General features: G+C 62.1%; 15 protein-coding genes, 1 tRNA gene and 2 pseudogenes. 13 read left to right on the forward strand and 5 right to left on the reverse strand.

From position 1 onward, the window contains the following. Positions 1-499 precede the first annotated feature (499 nt). The 7 genes from ABD210_RS15270 to ABD210_RS15300 all read left to right on the forward strand — a co-directional run bounded on the left by ABD210_RS15270 (position 500) and on the right by ABD210_RS15300 (position 11,874). On the forward strand, positions 500-2,044 hold the full coding sequence (locus tag ABD210_RS15270) for an ATP-dependent nuclease (protein WP_344112075.1): 1,545 nt from the start codon (positions 500-502) through the stop codon (positions 2,042-2,044). Positions 2,045-2,876: 832 nt separating this feature from the next. Next, complete coding sequence (locus ABD210_RS15275; RefSeq protein WP_344112076.1) at positions 2,877-4,457, forward strand: type I restriction-modification system subunit M; 1,581 nt, start codon at positions 2,877-2,879, stop codon at positions 4,455-4,457. Continuing rightward, positions 4,450-5,250: a hypothetical protein gene (locus ABD210_RS15280; RefSeq protein ID WP_344112077.1), complete on the forward strand. Its 801-nt coding sequence runs from the start codon at positions 4,450-4,452 to the stop codon at positions 5,248-5,250. The genes ABD210_RS15275 and ABD210_RS15280 overlap by 8 nt, the downstream gene beginning before the upstream one ends. After that, complete coding sequence (locus ABD210_RS15285; RefSeq protein WP_344112079.1) at positions 5,247-6,413, forward strand: restriction endonuclease subunit S; 1,167 nt, start codon at positions 5,247-5,249, stop codon at positions 6,411-6,413. The genes ABD210_RS15280 and ABD210_RS15285 overlap by 4 nt, the downstream gene beginning before the upstream one ends. After that, a complete protein-coding gene (locus ABD210_RS15290) occupies positions 6,410-9,508 on the forward strand; it encodes a type I restriction endonuclease subunit R (protein WP_344112081.1) in 3,099 nt (1,032 codons plus the stop codon). Before ABD210_RS15285 ends, ABD210_RS15290 begins: the two co-directional genes overlap by 4 nt. A 541-nt stretch (positions 9,509-10,049) precedes the next feature. Then, positions 10,050-10,694, forward strand: a complete 645-nt coding sequence (locus ABD210_RS15295; RefSeq protein ID WP_344112082.1) for a hypothetical protein — start codon at positions 10,050-10,052, stop codon at positions 10,692-10,694. Between the two features lie 220 nt (positions 10,695-10,914). Further along, the gene (locus ABD210_RS15300) at positions 10,915-11,874 is read left to right on the forward strand and encodes a DUF4268 domain-containing protein (protein ID WP_344112083.1); all 960 of its coding nucleotides are present in this window, start codon (positions 10,915-10,917) and stop codon (positions 11,872-11,874) included. Between the two features lie 109 nt (positions 11,875-11,983). Here the strand turns inward: ABD210_RS15300 and ABD210_RS15305 are convergent, their stop codons facing one another. The 3 genes and pseudogenes from ABD210_RS15305 to ABD210_RS32470 form a co-directional block, all read right to left on the reverse strand. Continuing rightward, on the reverse strand, positions 11,984-12,568 hold the full coding sequence (locus ABD210_RS15305) for a 2'-5' RNA ligase family protein (protein WP_344112085.1): 585 nt from the start codon (positions 12,566-12,568) through the stop codon (positions 11,984-11,986). 85 nt (positions 12,569-12,653) lie between these two features. Then, a complete protein-coding gene (locus tag ABD210_RS15310; protein ID WP_344112087.1) occupies positions 12,654-13,064 on the reverse strand; it encodes a UTRA domain-containing protein in 411 nt (136 codons plus the stop codon). Positions 13,065-13,224: 160 nt separating this feature from the next. Beyond that, positions 13,225-13,380, reverse strand: a pseudogene (locus ABD210_RS32470) (winged helix-turn-helix domain-containing protein); the annotation flags it as partial. 47 nt (positions 13,381-13,427) lie between these two features. Here ABD210_RS32470 and ABD210_RS15315 point away from each other — a divergent pair. The 5 genes and pseudogenes from ABD210_RS15315 to ABD210_RS15330 all read left to right on the forward strand — a co-directional run bounded on the left by ABD210_RS15315 (position 13,428) and on the right by ABD210_RS15330 (position 16,428). Continuing rightward, a complete protein-coding gene (locus tag ABD210_RS15315; RefSeq protein ID WP_344112088.1) occupies positions 13,428-13,748 on the forward strand; it encodes a hypothetical protein in 321 nt (106 codons plus the stop codon). Between the two features lie 84 nt (positions 13,749-13,832). Next, positions 13,833-14,066: pseudogene (locus ABD210_RS32475) on the forward strand (replication initiator); the annotation flags it as partial. Between the two features lie 11 nt (positions 14,067-14,077). Further along, complete coding sequence (locus ABD210_RS15320; RefSeq protein ID WP_425552681.1) at positions 14,078-15,055, forward strand: replication initiator; 978 nt, start codon at positions 14,078-14,080, stop codon at positions 15,053-15,055. 13 nt (positions 15,056-15,068) lie between these two features. Continuing rightward, the gene (locus tag ABD210_RS15325) at positions 15,069-15,257 is read left to right on the forward strand and encodes a helix-turn-helix transcriptional regulator (RefSeq protein ID WP_344112089.1); all 189 of its coding nucleotides are present in this window, start codon (positions 15,069-15,071) and stop codon (positions 15,255-15,257) included. A gap of 247 nt (positions 15,258-15,504) precedes the next feature. After that, positions 15,505-16,428 carry a helix-turn-helix domain-containing protein gene (locus ABD210_RS15330; protein WP_344112090.1) on the forward strand — a complete coding sequence of 308 codons (924 nt, stop codon included), beginning with the start codon at positions 15,505-15,507 and terminating at the stop codon, positions 16,426-16,428. Between the two features lie 341 nt (positions 16,429-16,769). Here ABD210_RS15330 and ABD210_RS15335 read toward each other — a convergent pair. Continuing rightward, positions 16,770-16,842 (reverse strand) — tRNA-Thr (locus ABD210_RS15335). Between the two features lie 236 nt (positions 16,843-17,078). Here ABD210_RS15335 and ABD210_RS15340 point away from each other — a divergent pair. Next, positions 17,079-18,263, forward strand: a complete 1,185-nt coding sequence (locus ABD210_RS15340; protein WP_344112091.1) for an MFS transporter — start codon at positions 17,079-17,081, stop codon at positions 18,261-18,263. On the opposite strand, the gene ABD210_RS15345 is transcribed toward ABD210_RS15340, so the two are convergent. Beyond that, a complete protein-coding gene (locus tag ABD210_RS15345; RefSeq protein WP_344112092.1) occupies positions 18,244-19,425 on the reverse strand; it encodes an MFS transporter in 1,182 nt (393 codons plus the stop codon). The two genes, ABD210_RS15340 and ABD210_RS15345, sit on opposite strands and share 20 nt — an antisense overlap. Between the last annotated feature and the right edge of the window lie 13 nt (positions 19,426-19,438).

Genomic DNA, 19,438 nt, shown 5'->3' on the forward strand with positions numbered 1-19,438 from the left:
CTGTGTGAGTGAGGCCCCGGCCCGCAACCCCGTCACCACGACGGCGTCACGTCATACCGTCTAGCCGACACCGAACAGTGTTCTACTGTTGCGATCATGGGGGCGACAAAGCGGTATCCCCGACCGAGGCCTCCGGACCCGCTCAAGCGGCTGTGTGGGTCCTAGTCGACCATCGCGGAACTTGTGGCCCATGGGTCGGGCTGACATTGGAGTGGCAGGAGATCAACTCCGAGAACTGGACAGCTCGCGTGATCTATGTCCGCAACCCGAAGCGGGGGAGGCAGTTGAGGAGTGGCTTGATGCTGGCTTGCTACGGCCGGCCGATTCTGCAAGCTTCGAGCGGATCGCCGGGGAGGCGCATTACATCGACACGCGGGGGCTGTAGTGGCGGTTTCACTCGGTCGGCCGGCACTCGCCGAACAACGGACGTTGACGTGTATCTGCCAGACTGCTGTCCGGACGAGCGGCATTATTCGACGCTAGGAGGGGACTCTACGCGATGGGGATACGAAAGGTCACAGTCAACAACTTCCGGTCCATTCGAGCTGTGGACGACCTTGAGCTTGGGCCGTTGACGGTGTTGATCGGGCGAAATAACTCGGGCAAGTCGGCACTGCTGCGCGCGATGTATCTCGCCCAAGCTGGAGTGAATTTCCAATCTGGTGACGTTCGCTTGCGTACAGGCGGACCTATCGTCGTCGACATGACGGTGGCGGGGGGCCAGTATCCGGGAAGCATCTCGGAGCACTGGAGTCCAACTTGGGGAACGATGCCGGACGACATACGTATCCGCGTGGATGCAAACGCTAGATCGATCGACGTTAAACTCGTCTGGAGAATCGCGCAGGCCTCCGATCTGAGCGAGAATCGACTTCCAGGCGGCCTTTCAGCGAATCGTCCGGGCCATTTATTCGTTCCCATCTTGTCTCGCCGCAGGTCAGGTGCATATGACCAAACTATCAACCGTGAGCGAACGGCCACAGTGCACCCCAGCGATTCAAATCTTGCCGCAAGTATCTCTTCCTTGAGCGGAGAGTATGCCGAGGGCGTAAAATTCAGGCGGCTCATAAAGTCGGTATTCGATCTCGACCGCATCGATCTTTTCGCCGCGGAGAATGGCCAGTCGCCCGGCATTGCAATTAGCTCCAGCGAGGGCATTGAGCTGGAACGAATGGGAGAGGGCGTCAGTGGCGCACTCAAGATCCTCTCTGAGATTGCCCTAGCCGGCGATCACGTCTTCTTGGTTGAGGAGCCGGAGAATGACCTGCACCCAGAAGCATTGCGACGCTTGCTGGATGCGATGATCGAGGCCACGGTTGATGGCGCCAGCCAATTCATTGTTTCGACGCATAGCGATTTGGTGTTGCGGATGCTTGGCGCTGAACCTGGCGCTGTTGTTTATCGAACCGAGATGGTTTGGAAGGATGGTCTACCCGAAACGTCCTACCATCTCGTCGCGGACGCATATGATCGACATGCCGCGTTGAGAGAATTGGGATACGAGGAATCATTGCCCGCTGGCTGGCTAGTCTTTGAAGAGGCTAGCGCCGAGTACTTTGTAAATAACGCATTGATCCCCGAGTTTGCTCCTAGGCTGGCTGGCTTGAAGTCAGTTAGCGCACAAGGCGCTGGGAATTTAGCACGCACGGTCGACGCACTCTATCGCCTTGTGCTGTTCGCTCATTTGCGGGACAAGTCACTGCCTAGGGCTTGGGTTATAGCTGACGGAGGCACGCCGGGATTGACCGCAAAAGCCAAACTCGAGGAAAGATTTCCAACCTGGCCACCTGACCGATTCATCGTGCTCGGCAAGACACAGATCGAGGACTACTATCCTGATCGCTTCCGGGATTCGGTATCTCAGATATCGCAGGAACGTGACAAGAAGAAGCAAGGTGAAATGAAGGGCGAACTCGCTCGGAAGGTTTGCCAGTGGTATAACAAGGAGCCTGAATCCGCAAGCGACGAGCTAAAGCTGTCAGCTGAGGAGGTTATTGCCGCCCTGCAGACCATCGAAGCACAAATCGGCACGCTCTTCGACTAGCGCCGAGCATGCTCGCATGTTGACAGTCAACTGTCAGCGCGTGGGCAGTTCTCTGCATCGCCCCGATAGCTGCCGACCTCAGGTTCGGGCCGGTGCGGGTCAAGGGTCGAGCTTGCTCGATCGCGGAGCGACGCCGGAGGCGCCCTTGACGCGTGCCGGGCCGGACCCACTCCCATGATTGCTAGCGGTGCGATGCGGAGCCCCAGGTCCACGCTGCGACGGCGCCGGCACTGAGCCAGAGATCCGAAGGTAGCCGGCCACCTGCTCGACTCCCCCGAGGGTGCCGTTCGTTGATGACGAGTCTCGTTGTCTCCGGGCGGCCACCCTTTGGCACGTGCGCGCCAAGCCAAGGGCCGCCAGGGAGGAGCCCCCAGGGCGACGAACCGCCCGCGGCCCGGCCTCCGGTGGCGGCGCGCTCCCGGGCCCCCTAAGGGCCCGGCTTGAAGACGTAGAGAAACTTGAAGACGTAGAGAAACTTGTCAGACGACGGAACGCGGATGGCATGGCAAGCCAGCGACGGTATGCCTTGACGGTGGGCAGCGGTAGGTCTCGTGTTGCCAGGCGAGCGCAACCAGCTCTTCGTCGTCGGGCAGCCAGACGATCGGACGTATCGCAGCCCGTGGATCACATCGAATCCGGCGCTACTGCTTCGCGGCTCGCGCCATCCCCCTGAAACTGTGGGACGTTGCTGCCATCCTTAGGAGTCCGATCGCGCTTCGCTAAGGCCCGAGTGTCGCACAAACGTTCGATTGAATGGTGGAATGAGAGCACATATGAGTAGCGGCAGTCTTGTCCCTCGGAACGCGCTGCACCTCACCGGAGGGGTTGCTTGATGCCGCCCGCCAGCAAGGAGGCCCAGCGTGCGGAGCTGCACAAGACCATCTGGCGCATTGCCAGCGACCTGCGTGGCAGCGTGGATGGCTGGGACTTCAAGAGCTACGTGCTCGGCATGCTGTTCTACCGCTTCATCAGCGAGAACCTCACGGCCTACCTAAACAAGTTGGAGCGCGAGGCTGGCGATAGCGACTTTGACTACACCGAACTCAGCGACAAGGACGCCGAGTTCGGCCGCAGGGACACGGTGGACGAGAAGGGCTTCTACATCCTGCCGAGCGAGCTGTTCGCAAACGTCCGCAAGCGTGCCGCTGGCGACGAGGACCTAAACGAGACGCTGGCTCGCGTCTTCAAGAACATCGAGGGTTCGGCCCTCGGCACCGACAGCGAGGACGATCTCAAGGGTCTGTTCGACGACCTGGACGTCAATAGCGCAAAGCTCGGTCCGACGGTAGCCAAGCGCAACGTGAAGCTCGTGAAGCTCCTCGAAGCCATCGGCGACCTGAACCTGGGCGACTTCAACGATCACGCCATCGACTCTTTCGGCGATGCCTACGAGTACCTGATGACCATGTACGCGTCGAACGCGGGCAAGTCTGGTGGTGAGTTCTTCACGCCGCAGGAGGTCAGCGAACTGCTAGCGCGCATCACTGTGGTCGGCAAGACGTCTGTCAACAAGGTGTATGACCCGGCCGTCGGCTCGGGCTCGCTGCTCCTGAAGTTTGCCAAGGTGCTGGGCAAGGACAGCGTCCGCCAAGGCTTCTTCGGTCAGGAGATCAACCTGACCACCTACAACCTGGCTCGCATCAACATGTTCTTGCACGACATCAACTACGAGAAGTTCGACCTGGCGCACGGTGACACTCTCACCGACCCACAGCACTGGGACGACGAGCCGTTCGAGGCAATCGTCAGCAATCCGCCCTACTCCATCAAGTGGGACGGCGACACCAATCCTCTGCTGATTAATGACCCGCGCTACGCGCCAGCCGGCGTGCTCGCACCGAAGAGCAAGGCTGACCTTGCCTTCACGATGCACATGCTGTCGTGGCTGGCAGTCAACGGCACTGCCGCCATTGTTCAGTTCCCCGGCGCGCTGTACCGCGGCGGTGCCGAGCAGAAGATCCGCAAGTACCTGGTAGACAACAACTACGTCGACACGGTGATCGAGCTGCCGTCCGACTTGTTCTTCGGCACCACCATCGCCACCTGCGTCCTGATCCTGAAGAAGTCGAAGAAGGACAACTCCGTCCTCTTCATCGACGCCTCGGCCGAGTTCAAGCGCCTAGGCAACAAGAACAAGCTGCTGCCCGAGCACCAGCAGAAAATCCTCGATGCCTTCACTGCCCGCGAGGACGCCGACCACTTCGCCAAACTGGTCCCGAACGCAGACATCGCCACCAATGGCTACAACCTCACCGTATCGTCCTACGTCGAGGAGGAGGACACGACCGAGGCGATCGACATTACGGCTCTGAACGAGCAGATCGCCGGGATCGTGAAACGCCAGGCCGAACTGCGCACGCTGATCGACGCCATCGTGGCCGACCTGGAAGCGGGGGGAAATGCGCTTGTCTGACCTCCTTTCGAGGGCTCCAGAGCCGACCGCAACAAGAGTTGAAGGCTTCCTCGACGACCGCGCGTTGAAGTGGGGCAAGCACAAGAAGATCAAGGTCGGCAAAGTGTTCCACAACTTCCATTGCAAGACATGTAACGACCAACGGACCTTCGAGTCCGGTGATGAGCTCTACTGTCTGGGTCTCGGCGACCATGCGGTCAGCATCGATGCCACACTGAGGTGCACAGCGTGCCAGTCGTCGGTTGAAACGTGGTTTCTTGTCGCTAGCAATGACAACATCGCTGGATTTGCCCCGGAAGTTCGAATCGAGCGGTATACCGAGAACCTACGGGATCGCGCTGAGCACATTGGCGAGACTGCTGGCCAGTTCGCCGATCTGGTGAGACGCGCGCACGTGGCGTATGACGCAGAACTTGGCGCCGGATCAATGGTCTACTTGCGTTGGATCCTAGAATCGATCACGTACGAGGTCGCCGAGATTGCAGGGATCCCCACCAAGGGCAAGAAAGGTGGGCGAGTTCCTTTCAAGGACCTTCTCGAACGAGTAAACGAGCAGCGGCGCATCATCCCGCAACGTTTCTCCAGCAATGGGTACAAGTTGTTTGGCGAGTTGAGCGACGTTATCCACGGGAACTCAACCGAAGAGGAGGCATTGAAGAAGTTCAAGCCATGTCTTCAGCTCGTGCTTGGGGTGGTTGAAGAAGTTAACCGAGACAACGTCTTCGCCAAGGCTATCGACGAGCTCGGGTGGGGCGTCGATGACATCGACGAGATCGCAGGGGAGGCGTCATGAGCCGGATCGACGACCTGATCCAAGAGTTCAGCCCGCACGGCGTTCGGCGCGAGTCGCTCGAAGACCTTGGTATCATTTTCGGCGGCCTCACCGGAAAGTCTAAGGCCGACTTCTCGGATGGCAACGCTCGTTACGTCTCGTACGTCAACGTCCTCAATAACCTCGCGGTCAAGGTCGACGCCAACGACTTCGTTCGAGTCGCGCCGGGCGAGAAGCAGCGGAAGTTAATGCGCGGCGACATCCTTTTCACCGGATCGTCGGAGACGCCAGATGAGGTCGCGATGTCGTCGGTCGTGACCGCGGATGTTGACGAACCGCTGTACCTCAACAGTTTCACCATCGGCTATCGCCTCAATAACCCGAACACCCTTGACCCCGAGTTCACCAAGCATCTGTTTCGCTCCGGGGCCATGCGCAAGCAGCTCGTGCGTACGGCCAGCGGCGTGACTCGCTTCAATGTATCGAAGGCTCGCCTTGCGAAGGTTGTCGTGCCGATCCCGCCTGTCGAAGTTCAGCGCGAGATCGTTCGCGTGCTTGACTCATTTAGCGCGCTTGAAGCGGAGCTGGAAGCTGAGCTGGCAGCTCGGCGGCGTCAGTACGTCTACTACCGCTACTTGCTCCTGACATTCGACGATGATGTGCAACGAAAGCCGATGGGGACACTCGCCGTCAGCATCGCATCAGGCAAGAACAAGTTGCGTGCTGACCAGGGTGAATTCCCTGTCTATGGCTCTACTGGGCTGCTTGGATACTCCGATCATTTCGCCAACTCGGGAGACGTTCTACTAGTCGCTCGCGTGGGCGCCAACGCAGGCCGAGTCAATGCGGTGGGAGGCAACTTTGATGTCTCTGACAACACCCTGATTGTTCGACCTGACGAAGAGTGGGATGTGCGCTTTGCGTTCCACCAACTGACCCACATGAACTTAAACCAGTACGCGGTCGGCGGCGGCCAGCCGCTCCTAACTGGGGGGCTATTGAAGAGCCTTGAGATCGAACTTCCACCTCTTGAAGTACAGCAACGCATTGCAGCTACGCTCGACAAGTTCGATGCGCTCGTCAACGACCTGAACGATGGCCTCCCTGCCGAACTGAATGCTCGCCGGACCCAATACGAGTACTACCGCGACAAACTCCTGGCCTTTGCGGAGGCGGCGGCATGAGCGAACTGTCGTCGCATCGATATGAGCCGATCGCGGTCAGCTCAGAGAGCACGGTCGTTGCTGAGTTCACCGCGGACGAATCCGCGAGCTCGGCCCACCAGTCCGAGGCCGACCTGGAAAGGGAGTTCGTCGGGCTACTGCAGTCACAGGCCTACGAGCACCTGCCCATCATGTCTGAGGCGCAGCTGGTCACCAACCTGCGCACGCAGCTAGGAGCCCTGAACGGGATCACGTTCAGTGACACTGAGTGGGAGTCGTTTTTCAGCGAGAAGATCGCTAGGGCGAACGAGGGCATCGTGGAGAAGGCGGTGCGCATCCAAGAGGATCACATCCAAGTTCTCAGGCGCGATGACGGTTCGACCAAGAACGTCTCGTTGATCGACAAGAAGAACATCCACAACAACAGCCTGCAGGTGATCAACCAGTACAACATCGGTGCTGGCGAGGGCGGTGCAGCACACGCCAACCGCTACGACGTGACAGTGCTGGTGAACGGCCTGCCGCTGGTACACATCGAACTAAAGCGGCGCGGCATGGAAATCCGCGAGGCGTTCAACCAGATCGACCGCTACCAGCGAGACAGCTTCTGGGCCGGTTCAGGGCTGTTCGAGTACGTGCAACTGTTCGTGATCAGCAACGGCACGCTGACGAAGTACTACAGCAACACCACCCGCCGCCTGCACCTAAGCGAGAACACGGGTGCAAAGCGTGGCCGCAAGACGTCGAACTCGTTCGAGTTCACCTCGTGGTGGGCAGACGCCACCAACCGGCCGATCCAAGACCTGACGAGCTTCACCAGAACATTCTTCGCCAAGCATTCGTTGCTGAACGTGCTGACCAAGTACTGCGTGCTGACGGCCGACCGGCTCTTGCTGGTGATGCGGCCGTACCAGATCGTGGCGACCGAGCGGATTCTGCAGAAAATCGAAGTCGCCACCAACCACAAGCAGCTCGGCAGGACCGCGGCCGGCGGGTACGTGTGGCACACCACTGGCTCCGGCAAGACGCTGACGAGCTTCAAGTCGGCGCAGTTGGCGTCGAAGCTGCCAGACGTCGACAAGGTGCTCTTCGTGGTCGACCGCAAGGATCTCGACTACCAGACCATGCGCGAGTACGACCGCTTCCAGAAGGGCGCCGCCAACTCCAACACCTCGACGGCTGTCCTCAAGCGCCAGCTCGAGGATTCTGGCGCAACCATCATCATCACGACCATCCAGAAGCTCGCCAACTTCATCGCCGCGAACATGAACCATGCGGTCTACGACGGCCATGTAGTGATCATCTTCGACGAGTGTCACCGCTCGCAGTTCGGCGACATGCACACCGCCATCACCAAGGCGTTCAAGCGCTACAACCTGTTCGGCTTCACTGGCACGCCGATCTTTTCGGTGAACGCGGGAAGTAGCGGCAGCCCGAACCTGCGCACCACGGCTCAAGCGTTCGGCTGCTTCCTGCACGGCGACCCGGCCAACTGCCCGCCCGAAGCCCACCAGATGGCAGTGCATGCCTACACCATCGTGGACGCCATCAATGACAAGAACGTTCTGCCCTTCCGCATCGACTACGTCAACACCATCAAGCTGTCCAAGCGCATCGATGACAAGCAGGTGTCGGCCATCAACACTGAGCGGGCGTTGCTCGCGCCTGAGCGGCTGAGCCAGGTGGTTGGTTACACGCTGGAGCACTTCGATCAGAAGACCAAGCGTGCCGAGCACTATTCGTTGGCTGGCAAGCGGGTGCATGGCTTCAACGCCCTGTTCGCCACCGCTTCGATCGACGCGGCGAAGCGCTACTACGCCGACTTCACGGAGCAGCAGAAGCACCTGACACCTGACCGACGGCTGAAAATTGGGCTCATCTATAGCTACGCCGCCAACGAGGACGTCGGCGACGACTATCTGGACGAAGAGGGCTTCGAGACCAGCGCTCTCGACCAGTCGTCGCGAGATTTCCTCGACGCTGCGATTCAGGACTACAACGCCACATTCGGCACCAGCTTCGACACGTCGGGCGACAAGTTCCAGAACTACTACAAGGATCTGTCGCTACGGCTGAAGAACCGCGAGATCGACCTGGTGATCGTGGTCAACATGTTCCTGACCGGCTTCGACGCCACGACCCTGAACACGTTGTTCGTGGACAAGCGGCTGGTCAACCACGGCCTCATCCAGGCCTACTCGCGGACCAACCGCATCCTGAACTCGGTCAAGACCTACGGCAATATCGTCTCCTTCCGCGACCTCGAGGAAGAGACCAACGCCGCCATCGCGCTGTTCGGCAACAAGGAGGCCCGCAGCATCGTCCTGCTCAAGCCGTACGCCGAGTACTACGGCGAGTACAGCGAGCGCTCCAACGAGCTGCTGGAGAAGTTCCCTCTCGGCGAGCCGATCGTCGGCGAAGCCGCCCAAAAGGCGTTCATCGCCCTGTTCGGTGTCATCTTGCGGCTGCAGAACATCCTGACCTCGTTCGATGAGTTCGCGGGCAACGAGGTGCTGACCGAGCGTCAGAACCAGGATTACCGCAGCGCCTACCTGAATCTCTACGCCGAGTTCCGCAAGGAGGGCGAGGCCGAGAAGGAATCGATCAACGACGACGTGGTCTTCGAGATTGAGCTGATCAAGCAGGTTGAGATCAACGTTGACTACATCCTGATGCTCGTGCAGAAGTGGCGCGAGGCGCGTGGCAACGGCTCGGACACGGAGCTCAATGCCGTGATGAAGATCCAGCGTGCTGTCGACTCCAGCCTGACGCTGCGCAACAAGAAGGACCTCATCATGGACTTCGTTGACCGCGTCTCGGCCAGCGGCGAGATTGATGAAGAGTGGCGCGCCTACGTCGACGCCAAGCGCACCACCGAGCTGGACGCGATCATCAGCGACGAGAGCCTGAGGCCTGAGGAGACGAAGACGTTCGTCGACCAAGCCTTCCGCGACGGCGCCATCCCGGTCACCGGTACAGCGATTACGAGGATTCTGCCGCCCGCTTCCCGTTTCTCGGCAGCCGGCGGACACGGCGAGAAGAAGCAGCGTGTGCTCGCTCGCCTCGAAGATTTCTTCGGACGGTTCTTTGGGCTGTCGGCAGGAGCGCAGGCGTGATCGAGAAGGTTCGAGTCGATGACTGCTGTCACTCGACTACGGTGTTGACTATCACCTTCGATAGATCGTCGACTGGGTTCCCCTCGTGGAGACATCCGCTTAGAGAGTGTGGGTGATGGGCGAGCCACGATGGAAGTTTGATCGGGAGTTCCGGCAGGGCGCGGTGCGGATTGTCTGGGAACGTGGGTTGGCCGGGCGTCCCAGGCGGTGGCCAGGCTTCTAGCCTGTCGCGGATCAGCTGGCGGACATGTGTCGCGCATCTCTTAGCGGATCACAGGAATTGCAGCCACTCTCGTCCGCCACGGTGATCTGCGATAGAGCGGAAGTACGGATCGCGGCTACGTGTTGATATTTCCTACGGTAGAGGCCAGGCCAGATCCGTACGTGTGGATTTGTGGCCTGACGGGCGGCGAATTTTCGGCCGCCGCCGATACAGTTGGACCGTGACTCCTGATGACCTCAGCTCCGACTTGGTGTGGGAGCCGCTGTGGGTCGGGCGGCCTCCCGATACGCACTTCTCGGCCGTGGTTCTAGTCCGCTTGTGCGTGCTGACGACACGAACAAACTCGAGACGCACGCGACTCTTGGCGGCCGGGTCGAGGACGACGAAGGCGACCAGTCCGACCTGCTCAAGGTGGCTGTGGGCATCGCGTTGACCATCGGCGCCGTCAAGGCGGCATCGCACGTCCAGACCTGGTGGAAGGAACGCCGAGCAAAGAAGGTAGCGCTCTCAGAAGCGGCCGAGCCCGCCGGCGAAGCCGACACTTCCGACGTGGCGACGCTGGCCGTTGCCGCCTTCGCGTCCGAAGTGGAGGTAGCGCTGAACGAGCAAAGGACGAAGATGAGCAGCGCAGAAGCGCAGCGACGCGTCCTCGAAATCATGCTCGCGGCGGCCGTCATCGCCGACAACATAAGAGCACTTTCGAGCGCTCAAGTCGAGGACGGCGCCCGCGCAGAGTTGCAGAGCGCACCGGCGAAGCTCACGGTTCCCCAGGTCACGGACAGCCTCAACCGGATGCTCGAGGCGGACGGCACTCTGCTCTGTGAGCAAGCATCGGCTGACCTCATGCGGATTTTCGGAGGAGGTTGCGCCGTCGACGGCCAGTACATGCCTTGCGCAACGACAGGATCAGGGAAGCTCTGCGGCTGCCTCGGACTGCGTAGCCCTACGCTCTGCCGGAAGTAGTTCATGCCCTCCAGCCCGGCCGTGCGCAGTAGACACGACCCAGGCCGTCCGATCATCGCAAATTCGTGCGTTCGCTGGCGCCCAATGGTGGGACAGCAGCCTTTTAAGCCTGTCGCGAATCTGGTGACGAACGAGTGTCGCGGATCTGTTGGCGGATCACATTGGCGACATTGGGTCGGGTTGCCCGCACCTGGACGCACTGAGATGGCAAGGTGTAGCCATGTCCGAAGACCTCATCCCTGTCCTTGGCCGGCTTACTCCTGTACCCCCCCGCGACGTGTGGTCGCATGAGGCTCACAGCTTCACGCCGTGGCTACTCAACAATGTCGACGTACTCAGCGATTTACTCGGGATGGATCTCGCACTCGAGGTGGCAGAGCATCCGGTAGGCGGATTCAGCTTGGACCTCATGGGTCGGGATGAGACCACTGGCGAGGTTGTGATCGTTGAGAATCAGCTTGAGACCTCCGATCACGGCCACCTCGGCCAGATCCTCACCTACGCGGCCGGCACTGACCCCACCACGATCGTCTGGGTTGCCGCATCGTTTCGAGCCGAACATCGAGCGGCAATCGACTGGCTCAATGCTCGCACTGATGAGAACACGAGATTCTTTGGTGTGGAACTCGGCGTAGTGCGGATCGGACAATCTGACCCAGCGCCGTCGTTCCGGTTGGTTGCCCAACCCAATGATTGGGAGAAGACGGTTCGGGCCGCCACAAGCCAGGCCGACGCAGCCGGCAAGCAGGTTCTGTACCGTTCCTTCTGGCGTCGATGGATGGATCTATTGCAGGCCGAGCGCCCGGGTTGGTCTCGGGCGAGGAGCGCTCCGCGAGACTCGTGGTTCACCATGACAGCCGGAATCGCTGGCGCCACTTATTACACGGCATTTACCAAGCGTGGTCTCTCCAGCCAACTGGTCTTTGAATCACCCGACCGTGATGTCAACCTCACCCGATTCCAAGCGCTGCAGGCGAACCAATCGGCTATGGAACAGGTCTACGGGCACCCCTTGGACTGGGAGGAGCTGCCTACTCGTAAAGCGACCCGAGTAGCGGAGTATCTGCCCGACACCGACGTGAGCGTCGAGGAAGACTGGAATAGGTACCTTGAATGGTTGCTTGATCGACAGACCCGACTCCGGGAAGCCTTGGCGACAATCGGCGGCGTGCCATCCTGATGCTGTATTGCGGCCGCGGTGAGGCGATACGCCCCGCGCAGGTGATCGACGCGCACCACCCGTCCGTGGCCAACCCTGCCATGGCCAGATTCGTGCGTTGGCCGGTCAACTACCACTTGGGACCGCCGCCCAATGGAAGCCTCTCCATAACCTGCCACTCATACATCCGGTTGTCGCGGTGCATCTCGATCAGGGGCACTTCATCCACATGGACGTGCGTGCGTGTGCTCTCGACAGCTTCGAACGCTGTCAGGGCCTCGGCGGCCGACTGGTCCGCATTGACGTACGCGAAGCTCACGTGCGGTTGGAAGTCCCTGGAGCCCAGGTCGACGCTCCCCCGCCCTACGGCCTTCTCGATCGCTGACCTGACTCGGTCTCGAAGGGCGCACAGAGGTTGCACGTCTTCAGGCAGGAGCACGAGTGCTTCTGGTCGGATGAGAGGACGGTTGAAAACGAGGGCGAACGGCTGAACCTCTGCCAGTGCTGCGCGCGTTGTCTTCATGACCGACGAAAGGTCTTCCTGCGAGATGCCGTCCACGAACGCGAGTCCTTGCATCGTTATGTGAAGCCCCTCTCGGGGGATCGGGTCGAAACCAACGATGCCCCGGATCGCATCTTGGTACCGCGTAACCAGACTTGCTAGATCCTCGCACCACCCGACCGCGAGGTGGAAAGCTAGGAAGCGGGTGCCCATCTGCCAGCCTGGCCGCCACCACCAATGGTTTCGAAGTTCGGTTGCGTTGCGCCACATCTACTCTGGCTTGTCTGTCATCGGCCTCCTAGATCTCCGACTGCGCGTTTGGCTGCTCGGCTTCTGCGGTGATCTCGTACTCATCAATGAGCATCACGCGATCGGCCGGCCAAACTGACTCGGACACTTCGACGACGTCGCCGTCTGTACTGCGGGCGGTATGGATGACGTGGAGAACGGGCATGCCGGGGGCCAGGTTGAGGATGTCGCTCTCCTCGGCGGTTGGCAGTCGAGAGACCCACGCGTCGCGAGCCTGAGCATAGAGCTTGCCGCTGAGCTCTTCGACGCACAGAAATAGTGCCTTCGGTACGACAGTCGGCTCCTCGAGGTAGGTGCCTCCGGCGATCTCGACCGGGATGTAGCTGGCACCAACTTCTTCTGGGCCGTCGACCTTGTCGTAGAGGTTTCGGCGCCGTACGACTACCTCCGTGCCCGGCAATGTTCATCGCCTCGGCGATGTGCTGCGGAACCGATTGCCGACCGGCGAAGACGATCCGGTGCTCGAAGTCGGATGACAGGAGCTGCTTGTCGGCGCGCGCTCGTCCGTAGCGGTTGCGCGATCGTCTCTGACGTCGTCGACCATCCTTGACGAAGGTGCCGACGCCGTGGCGGGACTCGATGAGACCTTCGGCGCGTAGGACGCCGATGGCTTGGCGGAGTGTAGGGAGGCTCACGTCGAAGCGTGCAGTCAGAGCCATCTCCGCGGGCAGTCGATCGCCAGGCTGCAGCTTGCCGTTCTGAATGTCGGCACGCACGTCCTCTATAGGACCTGAGGACAGGACGACTGACAAGGAAGGTTCTCATGAAGCTGACCATCGACACCACGGGCAAGACGTTCACGGTCACGAAGGGTGTGGAGGAGAAGAAGGACCAGAACGGCCGGCAGAAGGCTGACCGGAACACCAACGAGCTGCTCTGGTCGGTTCAGGTGATGGCGCTCGACGAGACCGGCGGCGAGGTGATCAATGTGACTTTGGCGGGCAATGCCACGCCGAAGGTCAACGTTGGCGCTGTTGTCGTGCCGGTCGAGCTGGAGGCCATGCCGTGGGCCACCAATGGGCGGAACGGTGTCGCGTACCGGGCCAAGACCCTCAACGCGCAGGCCGCGGGCAAGTCCGCCTAGTTCTCCACTCGTCCCGTGCTTTCGTGCAACTGCTCAGCTAAGGGGTAAGAGCGGTTGCCCGTTGGTCCAGACGTGGGCCCGCTGGTGGCGTGTTCGACCAGGTGCTCTACCGAGGCGACACCTACCAACTCGTTCTCGCGGGCCTGCGGGCGGCAAGGCATCCCCGCCTCGGTCGTCCAGCACCCTTCGGCGTTCGTCACCTTCACCGCGCCCTCGTTCGGTCCGGTCCACTCCGCCCGCAAGCACCGAGGACGCGACGGGCAGCTCTGCAACCAGGTTTGCCGGCCGCGCCACAAACCCGACCTCTGCCCCCACGGCATCGACTTGCGTTGCCACCAGGTCCACCACGACGGCGAGAAGATCCTGGGCATGCCGCGTGTCTGGACTGCTACGACCACGACCACCAGGTCGTCTGGAACGCCCTGTCCGGCGAACTGTGGCGACGCACGATGGAGCGCGCCAAGGACACCCTCCGCCGCTGGGGCGCCAAGCACGGCATCCAGGTCAAGCTGTCCTACGGCAAGGTCGCTGAGATGCAGTCGCGGGGCGTCGCGCACTTCCACCCGTTGATCCGGCTCGACGGAGCCGATCCGCTGGAGCCCCACCACCTGGCCGTGCCGCATCTGGCCGCCGACTTCGCTTTGCTCACCGACGCGATCCGCCGCGCCGCCGAAGGCACCCGGTTCCGGTCCGCCGCACCCCGACAAGCTCGGCGCTGGCTCATCGAATGGGGCCAGCAACTCGACGTACGGCCGGTTCGGCAAGCGGTGGCCGGGGTGATCACCGAAACCGCGGTCGCCGGGTACCTCGCCAAGTACGCCACCAAGGGAGCCGAGGCCACCGGCCACTCATCGGCTCGCCTCACCGCCGCGACCGTGCGCCGCTACACCAGCGACAACACCCACACGGCCCGCCTGGTCGACGCCTGCTGGCGACTCGGACGCCCCGGCGCAGACCTCGACCCCGCAGAGGCCGCCAAGAACTCCGGACGCCTGTCCTACAAGAGGCTCCGGCTCTGGGCACACATGCTCGGCTTCGGTGGCCACTTCTCCACCAAGTCCCGGCAGTACTCCACGAGACTGAGAGCCCTTCGCGAGGCGCGGGCCAACTGGCGACGCGAACGCCACCGCACCGCCGAACGCACCGGCGACACCGAAACCACCCTCATCGTCGGCAACTTCACCTACGCCAACACCGGCTGGCGAACCATCGGCGACGCACTCCTCGCCAACACCGCAGCCGCGAAAGCACGCGAAAACCGACGGCTGGTCAAAGACGAACTGGAAGCAATCGGAGATCTCGATTGAAGGAGGAAAGTCAGTGGTTGCAAGCATGCAGCGGCGATGGACCGTTGAGGATGTCGCCACCTACTTGGGCGTGCCGGTCAAGACGCTCTACAAGTGGCGCTGCCAGTGCTACGGCCCCGTCGGAGTTCGGATCGGCAAGCATTTGCGTTACGACTCGGACGAAGTGGTTGCCTGGTTCGACGCGCAGAAGTTGGCGTCATAGGTCAGGGGCTGAAGATGGGTAGGAAGCCACTGCCGCTTGGTTCCTGGGGACGGATCCGGACCTATGCCGTGCACGTCAACGAGAAGGTAAGGCGGATCGCTTCCGGGCGGTTGCGTACTACCGAGACTTCGACGGCAAGACGCGTCAGGTCGACGCGTATGGCAAGAGCGCAACGGCAGCAGATAACAACCTGCAAACGAAGTTGAAGGAGCGCTCGCAGCTGGCGAGGTCTGGCACGCTCACGTCGATGACCCGGTTCTCTGCGGCGGTCGATGTCTACATCGGAAAGCTCAACGCGATGGTTAAGGACGACAAGCGCTCACCCGGAACGCCCTACACCTATCAGACGCAACTCAAGACGAACGTGCTGCCACGCGTCGGCGACGTACGGCTTGGTGAGATGACCACTCCGCTCCTCGACAAGGTCATCACCGCGATCAAGGACGAGGTCGGCGCGGTGTCGGCAAAGACCTGCAAGAGCGTCATTGCTGGTGTTCTCTCACTCGCCGTACGGCACGGCGCGATCGTCTCGCACCCAGTTCGCGAACTGGGCTCCATCGAGGCAGCACCTAAGACGGCACCGAGAGCGATGACCGATCAGGAACGACAGGAGTGGTTCGTGATGTTGGCGAGTGACGAACGCGCCAACCGTGCGGACATCCCCGACCTGTCGCTATTCCTACTGGCCACCGGACTGCGCATCAGCGAGTCGCTCGCTGTCCTATGGGAGCAAGTGGACTTCGAAGCGAACGAGGTCGAGATCACTTCGCAGATCAACAGGGTCAAGGGGGTAGGTCTCGTCCGGCGTCGCACAAAGTCCAGGGCGGGTTTCCGTGTGCTGAGCCTTCCTTCCTGGGCGATGGCAATGCTGCAACGACGGTTCAGCGCCGGTGTCCAACTGGACGCTCCAGTCTTCGCCGATGCACTGGGAGGGTTCCGGGACCCGAACAACGTCCGCACGGATCTGCGCCGCGCTCGGCAGCCGATCGGTAGTGAGCAACGCCGGGAGCTCGGTCGCGAGCTGCAGAAGATTCGCCGCGAGGCCGGCCTTCTACAAGCTGACGTTGCTCAGCGGTTGGGATGGCCGAAGCACAAGCTCAGCCTGATTGAACCGCGCGTGTGCGCGTGGACCGCTCGGAAGCGGAAGCCCTCCTGGCGCTGTACCGAGTAAAGCGCTCCGTTCGTACATCCCTGCTCGACCTCTTAGCTCGAGCGGCTGAGCCCTCGATCGCCGACCAATTCGCCTGGGTCACATCGCACAACTTCCGGAAGACAACGGCGACGCTTCTGGACGAGGCCGGGCAAACGGCAAGGCAGGTAGCAGACCAGCTCGGTCAGTCGCGCCCATCCATGACCCAGGATGTCTACTTTGCCCGACGAGCCCGGAATCCAGAGGCCGCGCATGCTCTGGCCAAGGCGATGCCGGAGAGCCGGGAAGACCAAAACCATGGGGTAAACCATGGGCAGGAGGCTCCTCGTTCATGAGCCCGAAGGCATATGCCCTGGTGAGAGAGCCGACGAGGGGACTCGAACCCCTAACCACCGCTTTACAAGAGCGGTGCGCTACCAATTGCGCCACGTCGGCGGGTGCACGTGAGTGCCGGACCATCGTAGAGGATCCTGAGCCCCGGACGTCGCAAAGGTTGCCCCGGGGGGTGGTGGACGGGTCAGACCTGGGCGGCAACCCGGGCGGACAGACATGGGCTGGGTGGCAGGCCGGGCGGGCGGGCGACCGAGCGCCAGGCTGGGGTGGACGGGCGTCTGCTGGGTGGAAGCGGGGTTGGGGTGGGAGCCGAGGAGGCGGTGCACCGGAGTGGGGCCGTGCAGGTCTTGCGGGGGAATGTCCCGTTTCGGCGGTTGTGGGTTGCTCGGGCTGTGTCGTTCCTCGGGGATTCGCTGAGTCTCGTCGCGTTGCTGCTGTATGTGGAGGAAAAGACCGGGGCGGCGTTGGCGGTGGCGTTGCTGTTGTTGGCTGGGGACTTCACGCCGGGGTTGTTCGGAGCGTTCGTGGGGGTGATCGGAGACAAGTTCGATCTCCGGAAGGTGATGGTCGCCTGCGATGTCCTGCAAGGCGCGCTCGTGGTCGTGATGGCTGCCACCCTGCCGCCGTTGCCGGTGTTGCTTGCGCTGGTCGCGGTCCGGAGCCTGGTCGCGCAGGTGTTCCAGGCGAGCTCGCGGAGCGCAGTACCGGCGCTGGTGCCCGATCGGGATCTGGAGACGGCGAACTCGGCGCTGGGGGCGGGTACGCACGGGCTCGAGGCGGTCGGGCCGTTGATCGCGGCAGCTTTGTTCCTGGTCCTCGATGTGCGCGGGATCCTCTTCATCGACGCGGCGACCTTCCTCGCGTCTGCGGTTCTCCTGAGCCGGCTGCCGTCGCTGCCGCCCAGCGAAGAGTCCGACGGGGGCTCATTCCTCGGCAACGCACGAGCCGGGTTGAGGTACATCTGGAGGACGAAGGTCGTCCGCGTGATCGGTCTGGGGTTCTTCGCCGTGGTCGCGTTCAGCGGGGTCGACGACGTGGCGATGGTGTTCCTCGCCAAGGACGAACTGCACGGTGGGAACTCGGCCGCCGCCACCCTGTACGCCGGGGTCGGCATCGGCCTCGTCGTCGGCTATGCCCTGCTGACCAGACTCGGCAACAAGCTCAGCATGCTCCCCCTGATGGTGATCGGCTTCGCAGTAGCGAGCGCGGGCAACCTGTTCACCGGGTTGGCCTGGGCTATCTGGGCAGCACTTGCGCTGCAGACCATCCGCGGGCTAGGGATCGCCGCGCTCGACGTGGCGATCAACACGCACCTGCAGCGCGTCGTACCGGCTGCCATGCTCGGGCGGGTGTTCGGGAACCTGTACGGCGCGATCGGCCTGGCTGCAGGTATCTCGTACGTCTTCGGCGGCCTACTGCTCCAACACACCAACGCCCGGGTCACCTTCATAACCGCAGGCGCGGGTGGACTCCTCGCTGCAGCCGCAACCGCGCTTGCCCTGGCTACGAGAGCTCGGCAATAGGCCGCCGCAAAGCACGCGCCCCTGGTACTGCGATCAGCGCGACGACGGCCATCACCAGGAATGCGGCCAGCGGGTGATCCACCAGTAGCCCGACCACTGTGGCAACCACCAGGCCGCCCAGGTTCCCCGCCATCCAGATCAGCCCGGCGCCTGTGCCTTCGGCTTCGCCCGTACGGCGCTCCACGAGCTCCAGCACGATCGGTAGAGCCGGCAGCAGGAGGAACCCAATCACCGTGATCGCCACGAACCCCATGACCACCCCAGGCAGGAACGCCAGCGCAGCACAGGCCAAGGCGGTTACGGAGAGGCTTGCCACGAGCAGGGCGGACTCGGCGTGGCGACGGACAACCAGGACCGGTACCACGGCACTACCGATGACACCGGCAACCACGTTGACCAGCAGGATCGTGCTTGCGGTCTCGCCGCTGACTCCGGCTGGTTCCAACAGCGCCTGCGCAAAGGTGGTCATGGCAACGAACACGCCGAACGGGAAGATCGCCAGCAATGACAACCGCCGGATCAGCGGATCACCCCAGGCGACCTTCAGAGCACCACGATCAGGGCGTCGCCGTTCGACCTTGTGCTCACCGGGCTTGCGCAGGGCAACTAGCAGTAGTACGGCGGCGAGCACGCTGAAGCCGGCCGACAACCACAGCATGCTGGGCAGCTGATCCGCATGGGGCAGCACGGCGGCTAGTACGAAGGCGATCACCATGCCGGCGAAGACGCTCGCAGTACCGGCCGCAATCCCCGTTGGGCGGTCCTTCTCGGCCAGGTAGCGCCCAGTGATGCCCGTGACTGCGTTCAGCACGAACGGCTGCGCGACCGAGGCCAGCAACTGCCCGACTAGGAGCCAGCTGTAGTCGTCACCGATGAGCCGCACGGCTGCACCGATAGCAGTGAGCAGTGCACCGATGAGCAAGCCGGTGCGGAACCACCGGTCGAGGATCAGCCCGGCCGGGATCGCCAGCACGACGTACAGGAGCGGGAAGACCTGGGCGAGCCACCCGATTGCGCTCTCGGACACGCCGTACCGCTCGGCCGCGACAGTGGTGACGCCAGCGAAGTTGAGCCAGACCAACTGGGTGGCCGCGCCGACCAGCGCGAACGCGCCGATCGCCGACCACCTACTCCGAACCGCTGTCCCCACCTGAGTCGCCATCCGGCCTCCCTTT

The sequence above is a fragment of the Kribbella alba genome (assembly GCF_039529635.1).
GTDB classification, from domain to species: Bacteria; Actinomycetota; Actinomycetes; order Propionibacteriales; family Kribbellaceae; genus Kribbella; species Kribbella alba.

Coding starts and splice junctions, on each gene's coding strand:
- ABD210_RS15270 (WP_344112075.1), top strand. CDS start 500: ATGGGGATACGAAAGGTCACAGTCAACAACTTCCGGTCCATTCGAGCT.
- ABD210_RS15275 (WP_344112076.1), top strand. CDS start 2,877: ATGCCGCCCGCCAGCAAGGAGGCCCAGCGTGCGGAGCTGCACAAGACC.
- ABD210_RS15285 (WP_344112079.1), top strand. CDS start 5,247: ATGAGCCGGATCGACGACCTGATCCAAGAGTTCAGCCCGCACGGCGTT.
- ABD210_RS15290 (WP_344112081.1), top strand. CDS start 6,410: ATGAGCGAACTGTCGTCGCATCGATATGAGCCGATCGCGGTCAGCTCA.
- ABD210_RS15300 (WP_344112083.1), top strand. CDS start 10,915: ATGTCCGAAGACCTCATCCCTGTCCTTGGCCGGCTTACTCCTGTACCC.
- ABD210_RS15305 (WP_344112085.1), bottom strand. CDS start 12,568: ATGGGCACCCGCTTCCTAGCTTTCCACCTCGCGGTCGGGTGGTGCGAG.
- ABD210_RS15315 (WP_344112088.1), top strand. CDS start 13,428: ATGAAGCTGACCATCGACACCACGGGCAAGACGTTCACGGTCACGAAG.
- ABD210_RS15330 (WP_344112090.1), top strand. CDS start 15,505: ATGACCCGGTTCTCTGCGGCGGTCGATGTCTACATCGGAAAGCTCAAC.
- ABD210_RS15345 (WP_344112092.1), bottom strand. CDS start 19,425: ATGGCGACTCAGGTGGGGACAGCGGTTCGGAGTAGGTGGTCGGCGATC.